The sequence below is a fragment of the Vulcanisaeta moutnovskia 768-28 genome (assembly GCF_000190315.1).
GTDB lineage: Archaea > Thermoproteota > Thermoprotei > Thermoproteales > Thermocladiaceae > Vulcanisaeta > Vulcanisaeta moutnovskia.
Genome location: NC_015151.1, coordinates 451,677 through 469,926, shown reverse-complemented (window position 1 = coordinate 469,926; position 18,250 = coordinate 451,677). Strand labels below are relative to the sequence as shown.

Annotated in this window: 18 protein-coding genes, 1 tRNA gene and 1 pseudogene; 12 read left to right on the top strand and 8 right to left on the bottom strand. The window is 39.9% G+C overall.

Going from position 1 to position 18,250, the window contains the following annotated elements; all coding sequences use genetic code 11:
• Entirely contained in the window at window positions 1–672 is a 672-nt protein-coding gene (locus tag VMUT_RS02545) for a hypothetical protein (protein WP_148224633.1), read from the bottom strand.
• A 90-nt stretch (window positions 673–762) separates the two neighbouring features.
• Here VMUT_RS02545 and VMUT_RS02540 point away from each other — a divergent pair, with 90 nt between their 5' ends.
• The 11 genes and pseudogenes from VMUT_RS02540 to VMUT_RS02490 all read left to right on the top strand — a co-directional run bounded on the left by VMUT_RS02540 (window position 763) and on the right by VMUT_RS02490 (window position 12,194).
• On the top strand, window positions 763–1,389 hold the full coding sequence (locus VMUT_RS02540) for a hypothetical protein (protein WP_013603859.1): 627 nt from the start codon (window positions 763–765) through the stop codon (window positions 1,387–1,389).
• 81 nt (window positions 1,390–1,470) lie between these two features.
• Entirely contained in the window at window positions 1,471–2,184 is a 714-nt protein-coding gene (locus VMUT_RS02535; protein WP_013603858.1) for a hypothetical protein, read from the top strand.
• Window positions 2,185–2,365: 181 nt separating this feature from the next.
• Window positions 2,366–4,819 carry a plasma-membrane proton-efflux P-type ATPase gene (locus VMUT_RS02530; RefSeq protein ID WP_048056826.1) on the top strand — a complete coding sequence of 818 codons (2,454 nt, stop codon included), beginning with the start codon at window positions 2,366–2,368 and terminating at the stop codon, window positions 4,817–4,819.
• 208 nt (window positions 4,820–5,027) lie between these two features.
• Window positions 5,028–6,449, top strand: a complete 1,422-nt coding sequence (locus VMUT_RS02525; protein WP_013603856.1) for a TSUP family transporter — start codon at window positions 5,028–5,030, stop codon at window positions 6,447–6,449.
• Window positions 6,450–6,454: 5 nt separating this feature from the next.
• The gene (locus tag VMUT_RS02520; RefSeq protein ID WP_013603855.1) at window positions 6,455–7,435 is read left to right on the top strand and encodes a sulfite exporter TauE/SafE family protein; all 981 of its coding nucleotides are present in this window, start codon (window positions 6,455–6,457) and stop codon (window positions 7,433–7,435) included.
• A 175-nt stretch (window positions 7,436–7,610) separates the two neighbouring features.
• Complete coding sequence (locus VMUT_RS02515; protein WP_013603854.1) at window positions 7,611–8,552, top strand: sulfite exporter TauE/SafE family protein; 942 nt, start codon at window positions 7,611–7,613, stop codon at window positions 8,550–8,552.
• 1 nt (window position 8,553) lies between these two features.
• Complete coding sequence (locus tag VMUT_RS02510) at window positions 8,554–8,979, top strand: hypothetical protein (RefSeq protein WP_237699693.1); 426 nt, start codon at window positions 8,554–8,556, stop codon at window positions 8,977–8,979.
• 185 nt (window positions 8,980–9,164) lie between these two features.
• Complete coding sequence (locus tag VMUT_RS02505; protein WP_237699692.1) at window positions 9,165–9,917, top strand: hypothetical protein; 753 nt, start codon at window positions 9,165–9,167, stop codon at window positions 9,915–9,917.
• A 155-nt stretch (window positions 9,918–10,072) separates the two neighbouring features.
• Window positions 10,073–11,026, top strand: a complete 954-nt coding sequence (locus tag VMUT_RS02500) for a sulfite exporter TauE/SafE family protein (RefSeq protein ID WP_237699691.1) — start codon at window positions 10,073–10,075, stop codon at window positions 11,024–11,026.
• Complete coding sequence (locus VMUT_RS02495) at window positions 11,023–11,427, top strand: hypothetical protein (RefSeq protein ID WP_013603850.1); 405 nt, start codon at window positions 11,023–11,025, stop codon at window positions 11,425–11,427. Before VMUT_RS02500 ends, VMUT_RS02495 begins: the two co-directional genes overlap by 4 nt.
• Before the next feature lie 304 nt (window positions 11,428–11,731).
• Window positions 11,732–12,194 (top strand): annotated as a pseudogene (locus VMUT_RS02490) (PaREP1 family protein).
• A 287-nt stretch (window positions 12,195–12,481) separates the two neighbouring features.
• Here VMUT_RS02490 and VMUT_RS02485 read toward each other — a convergent pair.
• The 3 genes from VMUT_RS02485 to VMUT_RS02475 form a co-directional block, all read right to left on the bottom strand.
• On the bottom strand, window positions 12,482–12,892 hold the full coding sequence (locus VMUT_RS02485) for a PaREP1 family protein (RefSeq protein WP_013603849.1): 411 nt from the start codon (window positions 12,890–12,892) through the stop codon (window positions 12,482–12,484).
• Between the two features lie 379 nt (window positions 12,893–13,271).
• Window positions 13,272–13,349, bottom strand: a tRNA-Arg gene (locus VMUT_RS02480).
• A gap of 40 nt (window positions 13,350–13,389) precedes the next feature.
• A complete protein-coding gene (locus VMUT_RS02475; RefSeq protein WP_013603848.1) occupies window positions 13,390–14,196 on the bottom strand; it encodes an aldose 1-epimerase in 807 nt (268 codons plus the stop codon).
• Between the two features lie 87 nt (window positions 14,197–14,283).
• Here VMUT_RS02475 and VMUT_RS02470 point away from each other — a divergent pair, with 87 nt between their 5' ends.
• On the top strand, window positions 14,284–16,614 hold the full coding sequence (locus VMUT_RS02470) for an STT3 domain-containing protein (protein ID WP_013603847.1): 2,331 nt from the start codon (window positions 14,284–14,286) through the stop codon (window positions 16,612–16,614).
• 2 nt (window positions 16,615–16,616) lie between these two features.
• Here the strand turns inward: VMUT_RS02470 and VMUT_RS02465 are convergent, their stop codons facing one another.
• From VMUT_RS02465 to VMUT_RS02450, 4 genes are read right to left on the bottom strand one after another with little or no spacing between them, the layout of a single operon-like run.
• Complete coding sequence (locus VMUT_RS02465; RefSeq protein WP_013603846.1) at window positions 16,617–16,850, bottom strand: RNA-protein complex protein Nop10; 234 nt, start codon at window positions 16,848–16,850, stop codon at window positions 16,617–16,619.
• 2 nt (window positions 16,851–16,852) lie between these two features.
• Window positions 16,853–17,704, bottom strand: a complete 852-nt coding sequence (locus tag VMUT_RS02460; protein ID WP_013603845.1) for a translation initiation factor IF-2 subunit alpha — start codon at window positions 17,702–17,704, stop codon at window positions 16,853–16,855.
• Between the two features lie 43 nt (window positions 17,705–17,747).
• Window positions 17,748–17,954, bottom strand: a complete 207-nt coding sequence (locus tag VMUT_RS02455) for a 30S ribosomal protein S27e (RefSeq protein WP_048057133.1) — start codon at window positions 17,952–17,954, stop codon at window positions 17,748–17,750.
• Between the two features lie 10 nt (window positions 17,955–17,964).
• Window positions 17,965–18,249 (bottom strand): 50S ribosomal protein L44e, encoded by a 285-nt coding sequence (locus VMUT_RS02450; protein ID WP_013603843.1) that lies wholly within the window; start codon window positions 18,247–18,249, stop codon window positions 17,965–17,967.
• Between the last annotated feature and the right edge of the window lies 1 nt (window position 18,250).

Genomic DNA, 18,250 nt, shown 5'->3' with positions numbered 1-18,250 from the left:
TTAATTAAGTATATACTCGTTACCGCACTGCATGGCTAATGCCTTTACTTTATTGCCATCCATAATTGCTACTGACCTGCACCCATTAACGAGAGTAGTTGGAAAATAATCAATTAATGCCTTTACAATAACTCTCCTTGCCTTACTAACGGTATTTATATCACCATATTTATCAATTAACATTTCATATAATGAATTAGAGGCTATTGATTTAAGATTATCAGGTAGGATAAATAGAACGTTTTTAGGAAATTCCTGATATAGCATTAAAAGCTCATTACTAGGTCTCCCTTTGCTACTCAGATAAAGTAGCCTTACGTAACTTTCAATCTCATAATCATTAAATTCAATTAAACCCCAATTACCCTTAATAGCCCTAATTGCCAATTGGGCGGTATCCTCATTTACACCATCAACACGCATGAAATACGCGAAAAGAAGTAGTAGATACCCACCTATACTTATCAAGTACTTATTCCTACTTACCCTCTCTAATAAGCCCATCATTTCCAACTCAGAGACTTTCCTATAGAACGTTGCCTTACTAACATGTCCTGTTAATGATGCCCATAGTGGGAATGGATCCTCCTCTCTTGCAGTCTCACGAATTGTATGAAGTATCAACTTCAGTATCATTAGGTGTACTACATCGATTCCAATACTAGTTAGCATCACTATTTTTCAACGGCCGAAGTTAAAAACGCTTATTTCACGTGGAATTAACCTTAAATCTCATAATTATAAGACTGATAATAATAAATAATGAAGAAGCAATGCATAAAACTCAAGCTACCTAACGAACTTAGTAACATAGTTAATAATGCTATAGAACTGGCTAGTAATTATGACCCAAATAGCAGGGTTAGAGAAAACGCTGAATTATTTATTAAGGCTCACATAGTCCCTCTTGAATCATTCATCATAATTAATGATGATGTAAAAATTAAGATTAACGTAATGGAGAGATTAGTCCTTAAAGATACATCAATACTATTAAGTGACATCATGCCATGTAAGATTCAATTAAAGAACAAGTATCAATCACTAATGAACCTTTACCTTGATTATAAGATAAAGTTACTAACTCTATTTTATGGATATTTCGTGTGTAATGACATACTTAATTATTTAATATGGGCTTACGATTCGTTAACTAATGATTATTTAATTAAAAGGTTAATTAATGATTATAGAGTTAAGGAAAAATCCATAGTAAAGGTATTAAATGATATCTTTAATTTAATAATTTGTGACTTAATTAATTATGTACTAAAAAGAAGTACTTCGATAGAGCGTTCATTAATTGAAAAATTTCTTAAGGATATAAATAATAAGATATTTATATTATTAAAGGTAGATAATGATTGCATATACGTGGGTTTAACATAACTATGCATATCACTTTTATCGAAATGTATTTTACATATATCGTGGAATAGCATTAAAATTCACTTCTACCTAGATATTATTGTGAATAGTATTAATGCAATAAACAAGGTTATTAATAATGCAATAAGTAAGGTTAGGCTATTTGAGCCCAACTCATTGATTAGGGAGAGAGCTGACTTATTTGTTAAAATCCATATTATTCCCGTAAATCAACTAGTAAGAATAGAGAATGGTATGATTATTCCTGTGGCATACATAATTGACTTAGCGGTTATTAGTCATTCAGTAGTGCGCATTAAGGATTATCTTGAGATGCATGAAAGTGATGAGTTAAGCCTTGGTAAGAGAGTAGGAAAGGCTAAGAATAAGGATTTATTAGTCACTAATTATATCGATTTAATAATTAGGACCTTAAGATTCTTTAACGATTACTTTATATGTAGGCATGTTCTTGACCATGTAGCATGGGCCTACGATGAAATCATAGGTAATAGTGCCGTAATTAATTTATTTAAACGGGAGTTTAGGGATGATAGGGAGGTCGATAAAGCTCTTAATGAATTATCAAAACACATAATTGCGTCGATTATGGATTTCTATAATGGAGTGAGAATGTGGGTTCTTAATCATGAATTAAGAAGGCCTTCATATACTCAATACTTCATTGTTAATGAAATACTAAAAAAGCTCTCACTAAATGAGCATTTAACGGTTGTTGAGGCTAATGAAGACTACTTCTACCTAGGACTCTTTAAAGATGTATCATTAATGAATACATTAATTAAATTGAGCTAAACTAAATTCTTCTGAATAATTTCATATTATTATTATATAATAGTTTTCATTTATATTGAATTTTATATTAATTTTATTTCCATAATGTGGAATAAAGTTTATAAGTCTTCGTAATAGTGAAAATGTACTTTATTATGTTGCCCGAGAAGTCTCGTAATTATGAGACTATTTCCGTGGAGGAATTTTACGGGAATTAAACACAAATGCAAATACAGGGCTTAGTGATGCTGAGGTTAACGAGAGGGCCAAGAGGTATGGCTATAACGAGGTACCCGAGAAGAAGGAACACCCAGCCAAGAAGTTTGCTAAGAAGTTCTGGGGATTCACTGCATGGATGCTTGAAGCAGCGATGATTGTCTGCATAATCCTTGGTTTAACAATAGATCCGGCCAGGCTTGTTGATGCTTACATCATCGCTGCTTTGCTTGTTGTTAATGCATTAATTGGTTTTATCCATGAGGAACACGCTGCAAGGGCGGTTGAATTACTTAAGCAGAGACTTCAGGTTATGGCTAGGGTTCTTAGGAATGGCGTCTGGCAGGCACTACCAGCGAGGTTCTTAGTCCCTGGTGATATAATTAGAATTAGGGCTGGTGATATAGTGCCCGCTGATGCTAAGATAATAACCAGTGAGGAGGTTGAGGTCGACCAATCAGCACTCACTGGGGAGAGCATGCCTGTGATTAAGAGGAAGGGTGATATAATGTACTCTGGATCCATTCTCAGGAGGGGAGAGGCTACTGCCGTGGTTGTTAGGACTGGGTTAAATACGTACTTTGGAAAGACAGTACAACTAGTTCAAACAGCTAGGCCTAAGTTACATATGGAAGAGATAATATCTAAAGTCGTCTCGGCCTTGCTAATTATGGTTTCCATTCTCGTAATAGTCATGTTCCCACTAACCTACTTCTACCTACACAGTCTAATGTTTCTGGCGGACTACGTACTGCCCCTGGCAATAATGCTAATCGTATTCGCAGTACCAGTTGCGCTACCCGCCATGTTCACGGTAACCATGGCCGTTGGAGCTCAGGAAATGGCTAGGAAGGGTGCATTAATAACGAAGCTCAGTGCCGTTGAGGATTCAGCATCTATGACAGTATTATGCGCGGATAAGACGGGAACCCTAACCTACAATAGGTTAACAGTTACTCATGTTGTTCCCATGAAAGGTTACTCTGAGAATGAAGTATTACTTTATGGTGCATTAGCGAGTCAAGAGGCTAATCAAGACCCAATAGACCTGGCCTTCATAAGGGCTGCGAAGGAAAGAAAATTACTAATTAATGATTTCGAGGTTAAGGAGTTCAAGCCCTTTGATCCATCAACGAGGCGCACAGAGGCCTTGGTTGTGGATAGAAATAATGGTGGTCGCATATTTAGGGTTACTAAGGGTGCCGTTAGGACATTAGCTGAGGATTTATGCAGGATAAAGTTGGGTGAGGATGTTGAAAGTATTATGAATTCCTTTGCGGCAAGTGGCTATAGGACGCTGGGTGTGGCTAAGTCTGAGGATGGTGATCACTGGGAGATGGTTGGCCTCGTGGCATTATATGACATACCTAGAGAGGACACTCCTAAGCTAATCCAGGAGCTTAGGAATTTGGGTGTTAGGGTTAAGATGCTGACCGGTGATGCTAAGCCCATTGCCAGGGAAATAGCCAAGATCATCGGCCTTGGCGAGAATGTGATGTCTGGTAAAGAACTAAAGGAATTACTTGAGAAAGAACCGCAGAAGGCAGCTAAACTTGCTGAGGAGGCTGATGTATTTGCTGAGATTTACCCGGAGGATAAGTACTTCATCGTGAAAAGCCTGCAGGCAAGTAGGCAAATAGTTGGTATGACTGGTGATGGTGTTAATGACTCACCAGCCCTTAAACAGGCCGAGGTTGGTATAGCCGTTAGTAACGCGACTGATGTGGCTAAGGCGGCGGCTAGTGTTGTTCTGACTGTTGAGGGACTTTCGGGTGTTGTGGAGCTCGTTAGGATTGGCAGGTCAACATTCCAGAGGATCATCACATGGATACTCAATAAGGTTGTTAAAACATTTGAAATAGCTGTTTTCGTAACCTTGGCCTTCATAATCTCAGCTCTATTTTGGCACAACCCAATATATGCAGTCTCTGCGCTTGACGTAACGCTTTTCCTATTTTTGATTGATTTCGTGACCATATCCTTATCCACGGATAATGCCAAAGGCTCACCAACGCCGGAGAAGTGGGACGTACCTAAACTTGTGAAGTTAGGTGTTGGACTTGGGATATTTACTGTAGCCGAGATGTTCGGTCTATTGTTCCTAGCTCTTGACTACTTCCACATAGGCAACGTACATGTGTTACATACGTATTACTTCACGGCGATTATGTACATGGGAGTACTAACACCATTCATAGTTAGGGAGAGAGGGCCATTCTGGGTATCAAGACCAGGTAAGTGGCTAATAATAGCATCAGTAATAGATATGGTTGTGGTAGCGTTTATAGCATTAACGGGATTGCCGGGTCCATGGGGTCATTTATTAACACCAATAACCTGGCAGGAATTCGCGGCGGTAGCACTCTATTGCTTATTTGTTAATTTTGCAATTAATGATAGAGCTAAATTAATGCTTGGCAGGTTAGGTATATCAAGGTAACGCTAATTATTATACACCATTAAAACAATTGTATATTTTTATATTCAGTTTCCTTAATTATTAGTCATTTATAAATATTTATTAATAAAAATATGTTATTATGTTAAAAATATTCATTTATTTACGATATAATTACTAAATTATTTCTCGTTTAGTGTATTGTATCGTGTAATAATGTTTATATATCGTGAAGTCAAGTTTTTGACTGATGATCACCGTAATATTTGATCTATTGAAAATGCTGGAGTTCATAATTGCAGGTATTGTAGCTGGTTTACTCGGTGCCTTGGCTGGGCTTGGTGGAGGCGTTGTCTTGACACCGGTACTAACACTATTCCTAAGTATACCAATAATATATGCCACGGGCTCCGCGTTAATATCAACAATATCCACATCGGCTGGTTCAGCCAGCGTGTACGTTAAGAAGAGACTAGCTAATGATAGGATAGGCATTAGCCTAGTCACTGCAACAACCACGGGTGCAATAATAGGCTCACTAACAGCAAATTTCGTATATGCACACGGCCTTACCTGGGTCATATACGTAATATTCGGCGTTGTCCTGCTGGCATCAATAGTACCCACCGTACAGAGAAGCACTTGCGAACTTCCACCGCCAAGGAATCCAGATCGAACAACTAAGGTCTTTAAGCTCTATGGGGTGTGCTATGATCCAGCACTAAAGATTTGGTATAAGTATTGGGGTGTTCGTTGGTGGCTCGGTTGGTTGATAATGTTCTTTGCTGGTTTTATTAGTGGTTTGTTGGGTATTGGTAGTGGCGCGCTTAAGGTACTCGCCATGGACTGGGGCATGAACCTGCCCATGAAGGTGAGTACAACAACGAGCAACTTCATGATAGGAGTAACAGCCGCAACCAGCGGCTCACTTTACTGGTACTTTGGGTATATAAGTCCATTCATAGCAACATGCACCGCAATAGGTGTCTTAATAGGCTCTAGGATTGGTACTAGAATGCTCATGTACGTAACTAATAAGCAAGTCAGGTGGGTTTTCGTAGCGGTGCTGGCTTATCTAGGCTTCAGAATGGTACTTAGGGGCCTCGGCAGAGAGGGTTTACTACCAATAACATCGCTGGAGAGAACGATAATTGCCACCGTGCTTGCTTCAGTAATAATAATATCACTCTATATTATATTCACACATAAGTATAAAGAAGTTCAGGATATGTCAATAACGATATACCAAGCTCAACCTGAGAGCCCTAGTGCGGTTGAGAGGAAATTCACGAGCATCGTGAGCAACCTACTTAAATACGGAGTACTCCTGAGCATCATATTCTTAATATTGGGCTTAATAATGCTTTTCCTACATGGAGGCAGTGTCGGCCTTCACGTGCAGCTGAAGCAAATTCTTGATCCCTCAAGTATGGTAAATACGCGCGAAATCACTGTAATGTACGTACTCGATGGTATTCTAAGGTTGGGTGGATTAAGTCTAATGATGTTTGGGTTAATGGTATTAATAGCGATTCCAGTAGTTATGGTTTTATTGAATTTCGTAAGATTCTTGTTAGAAAGAGATATCCTATACACGTTGCTAGCCTTAATAACCTTCGTGAATTTGATGATAGCCATATTCGTGCTACCTATCTTCATACTACATGGGTGATTCCTATGCTCTTCATTATCGAATTTATAATAACACTTTTAATAATCCTAGCATGTGGATTCGTGGCTGGGTTAATAGGGGGTCTTCTAGGTCTTGGTGGTGCCGTTATATTAACACCACTATTAACGTCAGTGTTCGAGAACCTACCAATACAGTATGCTGCTGGCATTAGTCTTGTGTCAGCGCTAATGACTTCTCTAATGAGCGGATATAGATACTTAAACATAAGGCTTCCTAACGTTAAGGTGATGTTATTCCTATGCCCAATAACGACGTTTGGTGCCATTATGGGATCGCTAATGGCATACCATTTAATAAGCAGAGGATTTAATTGGATATTATACTTGGTATTTAGTTTCATAATGATATTAACAATGGTTCTATCATTAAAAAGAAAGGAAAAATACAATATCACCCCAATATTAACTAGACGAGAAGATATTGACCATATAATATTGAACGATGTATTCTTCGACACTACTCTTAAGACCTACGTGAATTACACAATTTATAGAATGAACCTCATTAAGTCAATACCCATTATGTTCTTTGGAGGATTAATGTCAGGATTATTGGGCATAGGTGGCGGCCCCATAAACATACTTGCACTATATAATGTAATTGGCTTACCATTAAAAGTAGCCACAGCAACGAGCAACCTGATAGTAGGTGTGACAGCGGCGACTAGCGGATCACTTTATTGGGCTTTTGGGTATATACAGCCATACCTAGCCATGGCATCGGCAGTCGGTATAGCGCCAGGCGCGTACTTAGCATCGTACTTATTACCCCGTGTTCGATCATCATCAGTAAAGGTAGTGTTACTTTCGGTATTCTCATACCTATCAGTTAGGATGCTACTTTCAGGATTAAATAGGGGGCACATACTCATTATACCAATAATGACCAGGCATATTATAGCATTCTCAGTACTATTATTAGCATTAATGATATTGTTAATCATGAGAAAGTATATAACTGATTAGAGTTGAAAACAAATTTGTATTAAGTAATACCGAAGAATAATGTTAATCGCTTAAGAATAATATTTTGTAAATTTATTTAATTATTATTTCATAATAATTAATAAATTAGTTTTATTTTAGGAAAATCTGGAGAACAAAGTTTATTAATATTTAGGCTAATCATAGCTTGAAGACCATGCCTGTACACATCAATATAATCAGTGGATTATTAGATAATATATTTACATTGCTTAATTCTCCAGTTATATTTTTAATAATAATCTTTTTAATATGTATATTGATAGGGTTTGTTGCGGCATTGGCTGGTGTTGGTGGTGGTGTCTTATTCACACCGATAATGATGGCCTTCACGACTATAAATCCAGACATAGTGCGTGCGACAGGCCTTGCGATAGCTACAATGAGCTCACTTATGTCCGCAAGACCTTATCTAGGTAGAGGTATTGCAAACTTTAACCTGGCCCTCTTCTCGTCTCTTCCATATACTATTTTCGCAATTATTGGCTCCTTCATCGGGCTTCATATAACTGCGGTTATGGGGAGTTTCGGTAAGGCCTTGATTAGATTCGCTCTGGGGGTGTTGGTATTATTTATTGTAATACTCATGATAACTAAGGGAAGAAGAACAGAATATCCCATACCACCAGAGGGTAAGTATGATAAGTTGGCTAACGCGTTTGAGCTTAATTCTAGTTATTATGAAATTTCGTTGGGTCGCATAGTAGAGTATAGGATCGTTAATACGGTGTGGGGCTTACTATGCTTTGTGGGGATAGGCCTCGTCTCTGGCATGTTTGGTTTAGGTGCTGGTTGGGCTATTGTGCCGGTGTATAATTTAATTATGTACGTGCCACTTAAGGTAGCTACAGCAACCAGTCTCGTGGTGATAGGCATTGGCGATACGGCCGCCATGTGGGTCTACATAAACAGTGGTGCTATGATACCCATATTCGCAGTACCCTGCCTCCTTGGTTGTATGATAGGAGCGCAGGTAGGCTCAAGATTAATGCCTAAGTTGAGGGCTTACGTGATTAGGTGGTTTGTAATCCTCGCGATGCTTTTAGCGAGTGCCAGATTAATCCAACAAGCACTACCTGTAATAATGGGGGTGGTGTAATATGGCATCGGACAAAGTATTATCAGTGATATCAAGGACCTACAGCAAAATTGCCTTCTGGATAGCAATAGCTGGTATCATAACGGCCTTCATGGGTCTCCTATTAACAGTGACTAAGCATTATGGCAATACTGTTTGTATTATAAACAGGCTATTGGATGGTGAGGCACCAAATGTCATACAGTCATGTATACAGAGTAGTGGAATTAGGATAATAAATATAATAACGTACATGCATACTAATTCATATGCCATGATGCTTCAGGACATTGGTTTTATACTATTCGGCATAGCCGCCATAATGGGGATTATCGTAACCGTAATTATGCTATATACAAGAAGGAAGATCAACTTTGCATTAATCGCATCATTAATAATGATAGTATTAATACTATCGGCCCTTGGATTAATATCGATTAATATGTGAATCTGAAACCAAATATAAGTTTATATAGTACTTTAAGGATACTATAATTAGTAATGCAATCCTCATTGCTATTAATCCTAGGACTAACCTTGATATTCATAGTATTATTTATAGGCCCTAGTATACTCGTGACCTACTTGAGACATAACATTAATTTTAATAGGTATATCAGCAGCTTAAATATAGTGCAGTATTATTGCCAAAGCGGTTTATGCATTGTAGAGTACATCAACGGATCAGTGACTTGGGTCACGATAAACAAAACAAACCCTACCAACCCTGGTGTTGGCGTAATTATACCACGTGGCATGAACTATACCGGTGTTAAGGCGTACTTTTGCGTTTATAACGCAGATCCAGCATTAGGAGTTTCATTGCCACCCACGGTAAATAACTATAAAAACTTAACTTTAATACCTGGCTATAGTGTACAATTAAACACCTGGCTTAAGGCAATTAATGGAAGCTGGTATTGGGTGCAAGACGTACTACTCATTACCTCTTATAATGGTGAGAATGTGGTAGAGCCCTTATGGTGCTTGCTGAAATTTAATGGGACAATAACATGTCGTGAAATAGGTATGAGGCATGAATTACACTATCCAATATGCGGTACATTAATCATGGTCTATCTACCAAGTAACGAAACATTGATTTTATACTATAATGATACTGAAATAACTAGAATGAAAGTTTACATGAAAAGATTTGGCCTAATTGATGTAACGGTGGTCGGCGCAAGTAATTATCAGGGTGTTCGATTTAATTACTTGAATGCAACGTTATCATTATGGCTATTGAAGAGTGGATCATGGATCGCACCAAGCAATTTGCAATGGACCTACGCGGGTTATTGGACTGGTGAGTACATTAATGGCGTGAATACAATTATTAAAACATATAACACAGTATTCATAGTCACTAACACGACTAAATAATTAAAGTTTTACATGTGTATAAGATTGCTTTTATTGTATTCTCTAGAATTTTATTCTATAATATTGATAATATAATAATAAAAATATCTTAATTTACGAACATAATGTAGAACAAAGTTTATAAATAATACGTGTAACAATTGATCGGTGATAGAATGATGCTAAATACCTACCCACTTCTCGTTGGGACCACACTCTACATAGGCGCATCCAATGCACAGTGGGATTTTGTTGTGTTCTGTATTACCATGCTCGTTATATGCATTATTATAGGCTTCCTGGCAGCATTGGCTGGTGTTGGTGGTGCTGTCTTATTCACACCGATAATGATGGCCTTCACAGCCATTAATACGGACGTTATAAGGACAACGGGTCTCGCGATAGCCACTGTAGGTTCCTTAATTGCGTCAAGGCAATATCTAAGTAAAGGGCTTGCCAATTTTAACGCTATAATCCTTACGGCAGTACCATATACCGTATCCTCGATACTTGGTGCGGTACTGGGGCTTGAGATCACTAGATCCTTCGGTAATGTGGGTGTCGCCTCAATTAGGCTTGGCTTAGCTGCTCTGATGTTGTTTATTGTCGGTTTATTCCTATGGAGGGGAAGGCAGGTGGATATTCCTAACTCAGTCAATAAGGTTGATAGAATAGCGAGGATATTCCAATTAGAAAATGCTCGATATTACGAGGAATCATTAAGGACAGTCGTAACGTATAAGGCCGTTAATACGGTATGGGGCTTACTATGCTTTATTGGTGTAGGCTTAGTATCTGGTATGTTTGGTGTTGGAGCTGGTTGGGCTATTGTGCCGGTATATAATCTAGTAATGTACTTACCATTAAAGGTCGCCGCTGCAACGAGCAAGGTATTGATAGCTATTGGCGATACGGGTGCTTTGTGGGTTTATATAAATAGTGGTGCCTTGGTTTTTCCATTCTTAGCTCCCTGTGTCATCGGTATGGTCCTTGGTACGGAATTAGGGGTTAGAGTTATGCCCAAGGCTAAAATACCGATCATTAGATGGGTAATAATTGCAGTCATGCTAATAACAAGTGTAAGGCTATTTCAACAGGCAATACCTATTCTCATGGGGTGGTCGCCATGATGCTCATGTATAAAATACGTAGGTCTGCTGAGGCACCACCGGAGGCAAAGGCTTATGGGCTAGTCGCCTATTGGTTAGCGATTATTGGAATAATAGCCCTTACTGGAGCCTTCATAGCCCTCGCCCTAGTAAATACCAATGCGGTGACTTGTCAACTCAATAAACTGGTTTCAGGAGCTAAGGTGGCTGCTATGAAGACTTGCTACGTCGGTATGCCCAAAATAGCCGTTGCAGAGAAGATAGCCGTTGCGGTGATAGGCTTCGCCGTAATCGCAGGACTAATACCCGCCACGGTATGGCTATTCAGGAGAAAACTATTCTTACAATCAGTTATACCATTCATAATACTAATTTTACTAATATTGGCCATGTTAGGCATAATATCTATACCTGCGGCGTAGCGTTATGCAGTATTTCAAATTAAAAATTATAAATCATTCTTTTAATAACAATCACATACCTACTGAAACGAATACGCAACAACTCTTAAGAATGCCTTTAACAATGCCTGCATGGATACTATTATAGTATTTTACGATTATCGTAACCATTCACAATTCAGAAAACGCAATATTAAAAGCGCCATTTCCATATTCGGCATATAGATGCTCCTGCATACATAGTGCCATTCTGCACTTCTGTTAGTATCATTCGAATTTAGCATGTAAAAGTTTATCAAACAATTAAACCATTACCTCTATAAATATGGCATTGACACTATCACCAACGATCATAGAACTACTGAAGAAATTGGCTGGTGATAGAGATGTTGAGAGGTTCATAGCTGACTTAATTGCCGAGAGGCTCGACCCTTCACGAAGGATAGAATTATACCTTAAGCTTCATGAGGATTACCTTAGAGCTGCCTACGCAAAGGATGACCTAGCCCAGGCCGGCGAGAAGTACTGAGGTGCAGTTACGGCGTTGCTTAACGCCATTGCCGAGGCTCGCAGCTGGGAGCACTACAGCCATAGGGACTATGACATGGTAATTGAGAGACTCTATAAGGAGACCAGCGATAAGTCAATCCTAATGAATTTCAGCATGGCTGAAAGACCACATGCAAACTCCTACCACAACTTCATGAGTAGAGAGGTTCGAAGCGCGTGAGCAAGCCGTCTTAGAGTTAGTGGGCAGATTGAAGAAGATGCTGAAAGGCCATAAATAATTTAAATTCATTACTGAAAAACGTATTAGGCGATGGCAGCTTCTCTTATAGGATCTACGATTGGCCTTCGCTGGTTACGGTAAACGTTACTTTAATCATGATGGATGGAGTCTCATCATAGTTCGGTGACCAGAAACCTCAATCACCAGCGAAAACTATTCTAGAGTAACCTTAAAGATTGACTTACGCAACTTACACTAGCTAAGGATTGATAAATTCTACAGGCTCGGCGTGGCTTGAACCTACGATTCACGGCTTAAAAGTCGATTTCCCTGAATTAAAGTAATTTAATGTGAGATTACTTGAATAACGTTCTTCACATCATTTATGTATCTCCTAACCTTGTCTAGTTCCACCTTAATGTCATTAATATCCACTATACCCTCGTAGAAGACCAACTCATGGAAATTCCTCTCCCTGGCTGAATATCTATCCCTAAACCCAAGTTGAGCGATCACCTGATTCGCTAACTCAAGCTCCCTAAGCAACCTCCTCCTCTCCCAATGACTAGCCGGAACCTTCTTCATGAATGCAAATATTAACGCATTAGTAGCCTGAACCACGGCATTCCAGGCCTTCTCGGCAGCATCCCTAATCTTTAACTGATCACCACTCTTAACACCATTATTAAACTCCTCAATAGCCTCATTAAGGAACTCCTCAGCATCACTTAGGTAAATATCAACCCTACCCTCCATAACTACATTTCACTACTCAACTCAATATCTTAATCCTTAAATATTTTATATGCTAATAACGGTTTTCTCGCTCTATACTGCATTATGGCAAAGCATACCAATACTTTTCCAGGGTTTTGAATAACATGTGTGTTAAGACCATCGTGTGATAAAGGATAGAAGTATCGTGCTCATTACTTAGGCATTCCCTATAGAACGCCAACCCTCGATCATACATAACCCATCATTAAATAGGTATCCTCTTCTTATCTAGTTCGTGGCGCTAAGCCTCAGTAACTCGCAATTAATCATGTTAATTATATTGTAGAGAATTCACAACATTAAAATCAATGAGTTATAATATTGTGCAATACTTAACAGTTAAGTATTGACTAAAATTTGGCGGCCCCGGTGGGATTTGAACCCACGACCTACGGCTTAGAAGGCCGCCGCTCTATCCATGCTGAGCTACGGGGCCAATTTATGATTAGTTTACTTGGTTTTTTAGCTTTTCTCGTCTAAGCCCTTAGTACCTTTATCGTGAACCTAAAGTTCTTTTCCTCCCCTGGCTTTATTATAGTTAGTCCCATGCCATTATGGTACGCGTCTGGTGCTCCGCTCATCGGCTCTATGGCTATGGCATTAGGCACTCCCGTGAATATTTGTATGTAGGGCATACCATGCCTTATGATCTTAATTGTTGAGTAGTGGGACTCTAGGGTTATGTCGCCATTAACCAAGAAGCAATCATCAAATTCCCTTCTTTCTGTGTTATTTAGATCAACAGGTATTAATTTGCCGGTTGGTATCTTATTAACTGTCTCACACATTAATATCTCTCCCTGAGTATTTATCATCCAGTCATTACTGACTATAAAGTATGGATGAGCACCAACAACTAATGGTGCGCTCCTGAGTCCTGTATTTTTAATGATAAACTCAACATCGAGTTCTCCTTCAACTAGTGTGTATTTGATTATTGATGTTAATTCCGTTGGATAATCAGGGTGTTTAAGAACATGTTCGAGCGAGACACTGTTCTCACCGATGTATGTTATGCTCCATTCCTCGTTTAAGATGAGGCCATGAATTGCATGGCCCTCCTTATTCCTAGGTAGCGAGTACTTTATGCCTTCAAATTCGTATTCTCCATTCTTGATCCTGTTCGCGAAGGGTATCATTATTGCCATGCCGCTCCACGTTGGTCTATCAGGATCACCAGGTAGTATTATATCCTTGCCTGAGACCGACCACTCGAGTAAGTACGCACCCCTATTGCATATTACAGCCCTCGAGGTGTAACTACTTACTTCGAGACAACCCACGGTGGTATTTTATTATGCCTTGCTAATTTATTTTTCGTGCTCGGTCTGTGAAAAATGCTTTTAAATTGATTATTTAATCAAGTCGTAATGAGTAAGGCAAAGGCCGTGAGTAAGGCTAAAATGGAGTCTATTACGCAGGTAGTACCTACTGTGCCACTTGATGTGAGGGTTACGCAGTGGGTTGCGATGCTTTCAGCCGTGGTCTCATTCACACTACTTGCATATTACCTGAGACTTTACCCTGTGTTGCTTTATGGTTGGTACATAAATGAGTTTGACCCATACATAAGGCTCTTCATGACCGAACAAATGCTTAAGTATGGAACCATCAAGGGACTTTTTTGGTGGCTTCATAAGGGTTATGGTGCACTATTCACACATTTCTGGTATCCATGGGGTGTTAACTGGACAGTAGTACTATCGCCAGGTGTTTCATGGTTTGGGGTACTTGCATACAAGGTACTGTCGCACTTGGGTTTTGATCTAGTACAATCGGTAGTTTTGCTTCCAGCAATTGCAAACGCCGCAGTGGTCCCAGCAATGTTTTACCTTGGCTACAGACTTGGCGGTAAGTATGTGGGACTATTAGCGGCTCTATGGTCTGTATTTTCAACAATGCTTCTTCAGAGGGGTACGGCTGGTTGGTTCGCGGCTGAACCATTATTTCAATTTATAGCGACACTAGGCATTGCCTTCTATATCGAGTCCCTGATTAGGAAGGATAATTACTGGATACTTTTTGCGGTGCTTTCGGCAATATTTAATGGAATAACGACTTGGGTGTGGGGTTCCTACGTATTCCTATGGAATTTCTACGGCTTATTCACAATAGTAATACTACTTTACCTGCTCATTAGGATAGCTAGGAGACAAAACCTACCATTCACCATTGATAAGCTTGTGATAACCTACGTACTCACTGACCTTGGGTTCTCGGCCTTTGTAGCAATAACCCCTAGATATGGCTTCCACACATTGATATCTGGAATGGGTGGCGTCGCCAATGCCGCTTTATTATTCTCAATAATCGCTTATGCCCTAATTAAGCTATACCCAAGGTACCCAAGGATTATGGTCCCTATAATTAGGTACTTCCTCATGGCTATTGTAGTGCTCGTGGTCGCCGTAATAGGACTAAGCTTCACATCGATAGGTGGTAAGTTCCTTGGTGCATTAGCGCCATTTGCCAGGAGCGCAATTGTACAGAGCGTTGCTGAGCACTCCCCATCAACTCTCCAACAGAGCATGTACAATATATCAATAACAATACCGTTTATGATATACACAATGATCCTCTCCATAATGTCACTATCACTTCCAGTAATACTAATTAGTCTTGGATCACTGGTCGCAGCCTACTTCGCATCGTCAGAGGTCTGGCTATTCATGCTGCTCGGCCTATTTTGGGTGCCGGCTGCAGCATATGGCTTTGTAAAACTCACTGAGTTAGCACTAAATAGGCGCATAGTTATTGGACTTTCCTTAGCAGCCCTTCTCGGTATTATATTGGCAATCGCTCTCATTGTTAATATTCAACCTGCACTGTCAATGTCCATAATGCCGCAGCAAATAGTTAGTACTGTAACGCCACCAATACCAACGCCTGACTGGCTTGATGCGCTTCAGTGGTTGTCTTACAATACACCGCCAAATGCTACTGTGCTCTCATGGTGGGATTACGGCTATTGGATCGCTGTTATAGGTAATAGGACTAGCCTAGCTGATAATTCAACAGTAAATGGTACACAGATAGCGTTGATAGGTAATTTCTTCATGTCGAACCCCTATAATTACACGGGTGTTTTGGAAAAACTGAATGAGCTTCATGATCCACAGTATATACTGATTTTTGAGCCATATTATATATATGGACCTGTAAATATGACAAATTATGGCTTAGGATCAATATGCATTCTCATACCTGAGTATCCAGCGGGTGGTGATTTTGCAAAGAGCTATTGGATGGCAAGGATAGCCGGCTATACCAATAATTACATACTAAATACATTTATTTATCCTGCCCCGGTGGGCTCCTCAACCATTTACGTACCATATGCCAACAACACCTTCTATGCGGCTTATAACGTCACACTCTACAGCCTAATGTTTAACTCAGAGGTTGTTAGCGCGTCATATGCTGTGTGGTCAACATGCACTGTGAATAATATTCCGGCTTATTGGATATTTGAGGGTGTACCAACAATAATGCCAGGGGCAAGCCTCACATCAGCTAAATTAACCTACATAGGCATACCTGGTTATAATGGTCCCACAACACCCTGGTCTCTCCTATGGTATCCACCACCCTGGGCCCAATTAGTATATGTCTCTAGACCATATGGTTGGGTAATAATATACAAGGTTAATTACAGTCTCCTCAATGCATTAGCACGTAATCAAACACTTATTAATCAATAATTTCACTGGGCCTTAGAATCGGTTGAGGTTAATCCCAAAACCGCCGATATAACGCTTTTATCAAGCTTTATTTTACCACTCATTATCTTCATTAATAATCTGTACCTACCGTACTTATCCTCAGGCGAGAATTTAGGTGGATGCGGAATTTCAAGATCACCACCACAGTATGGACACTTGTCCTTCCTCATTGTATACCTACCGCAGTTCCTGCACCTCCTTAGTATTGAATCCATAATTACTCGCCTATCCTGGTGAAACTTGCCTCCCCACCCCTCCTCTTGATCTCTGTGGTGACTAGATTAACTACATCCTTCAGAACTTGTTCCAATTTCTTCGGATCCCTGCCCATAATGTCTATCCTATACCTGGGAGGACCAATTGTATATATCTTAACACTCTCAGCGCCCTCCTTCCTAGCCAACTCCATGGCCTTAAGCAGTACATCCCTGATGTGCTTAACACCATCAGGTTTAATGTTTATCATCCTAATAATACCTGAAATCTCCACAGGTTCTACCTCGATCCTCTCCTTAGCAACCTCCATAATGGCGTTAATAACATTATCGCTAAGTCCTAATTTCCTGAGGTCCACAGGTCCATACTTTACCACATTCTCAAAAATCGATAGAAAGTCTCCATAGTAGTCCTCGAGCTTCCAACCAAAATCCTGTAAAGCTCTATCAAGCGTAATGTTTAATCTCTTGGCAACAAGCTCAAGAAGCTTAACACCCCTAATTGTCCTCTTCCATCTAGCTAGTTTCTCCTTCTTCTCCTCTTCCTTGACTCTCCTAAGCGAGATATCTATGAGCCTCCTACGTGCATCAACCCTGATAACTCTAAAAACAGTCTTCTGACCCGGCCTTAGGTAGTCCTTAATATCGTGAAACCATGATTGAACTATCTCATTTATTGGCGCATAGGCCTCTAAACCTCCATACTCATCAAGAAGGACATAAGCGCCATGCTCCAGTATTCTATATACCGTGCCAATAACCAATTCACCTATTTCGGGTAATTCCTTCCTAGCAATCCTGACCGAGAAAACACTCTTCTTAATATCGTCTAACTTCTCCTCCCTCTTACTCATCGACTATGATAGGATGGGGTGCATTTATACCTTTTTCGTTATTTTACTCGTACGTCGCAACTACTGTTGCGCCAACAATCTTACCCTTACTACCGGTTGGTTCTATCAGGACATTGCCACAGACCAGGCACCTAACGGCCATGGCTGGTCTATCGAAGACCACCTGCTCATTACCACAATTATTACACCTAACCCTTAGGAACCTTGATCTCGGCCTTGGAACAAGGACTGAACGCCAATTACTGGGCATAATCACCACCTCACTTTGTTTCAACTATCTCAAGCTTCTTTAACCTACCAATTGGTCTTAATAATACATAACCGCACTGCCTGCATTGAAGCTTAACGACGATCTTCTTTGTAGTCTTAGCAAATCTCTTCTGCTTAGGCTTCCTGCTTGAACCATAACCCTTAAGCTTCCTTAAGTATCTTCTCTGCCCCTCGGCTAAGTTCCTCCTCTTCCCATGGCTATATATCGTAACTGTGTGGTCCGTATACGCATTACACCTTGGGCAGTAGGCTCTCACAACCTTAGGAAACTTCACG

Excerpts from the sequence above, each read along its gene's own strand:
- VMUT_RS02545 (WP_148224633.1), bottom strand. The coding sequence starts at position 672 with ATGCTAACTAGTATTGGAATCGATGTAGTACACCTAATGATACTGAAG.
- VMUT_RS02540 (WP_013603859.1), top strand. The coding sequence starts at position 763 with ATGAAGAAGCAATGCATAAAACTCAAGCTACCTAACGAACTTAGTAAC.
- VMUT_RS02525 (WP_013603856.1), top strand. The coding sequence starts at position 5,028 with ATGATCACCGTAATATTTGATCTATTGAAAATGCTGGAGTTCATAATT.
- VMUT_RS02520 (WP_013603855.1), top strand. The coding sequence starts at position 6,455 with ATGCTCTTCATTATCGAATTTATAATAACACTTTTAATAATCCTAGCA.
- VMUT_RS02515 (WP_013603854.1), top strand. The coding sequence starts at position 7,611 with ATGCCTGTACACATCAATATAATCAGTGGATTATTAGATAATATATTT.
- VMUT_RS02510 (WP_237699693.1), top strand. The coding sequence starts at position 8,554 with ATGGCATCGGACAAAGTATTATCAGTGATATCAAGGACCTACAGCAAA.
- VMUT_RS02500 (WP_237699691.1), top strand. The coding sequence starts at position 10,073 with ATGATGCTAAATACCTACCCACTTCTCGTTGGGACCACACTCTACATA.
- VMUT_RS02495 (WP_013603850.1), top strand. The coding sequence starts at position 11,023 with ATGATGCTCATGTATAAAATACGTAGGTCTGCTGAGGCACCACCGGAG.
- VMUT_RS02485 (WP_013603849.1), bottom strand. The coding sequence starts at position 12,892 with ATGGAGGGTAGGGTTGATATTTACCTAAGTGATGCTGAGGAGTTCCTT.
- VMUT_RS02470 (WP_013603847.1), top strand. The coding sequence starts at position 14,284 with ATGAGTAAGGCAAAGGCCGTGAGTAAGGCTAAAATGGAGTCTATTACG.
- VMUT_RS02465 (WP_013603846.1), bottom strand. The coding sequence starts at position 16,850 with ATGGATTCAATACTAAGGAGGTGCAGGAACTGCGGTAGGTATACAATG.
- VMUT_RS02460 (WP_013603845.1), bottom strand. The coding sequence starts at position 17,704 with ATGAGTAAGAGGGAGGAGAAGTTAGACGATATTAAGAAGAGTGTTTTC.
- VMUT_RS02455 (WP_048057133.1), bottom strand. The coding sequence starts at position 17,954 with ATGCCCAGTAATTGGCGTTCAGTCCTTGTTCCAAGGCCGAGATCAAGG.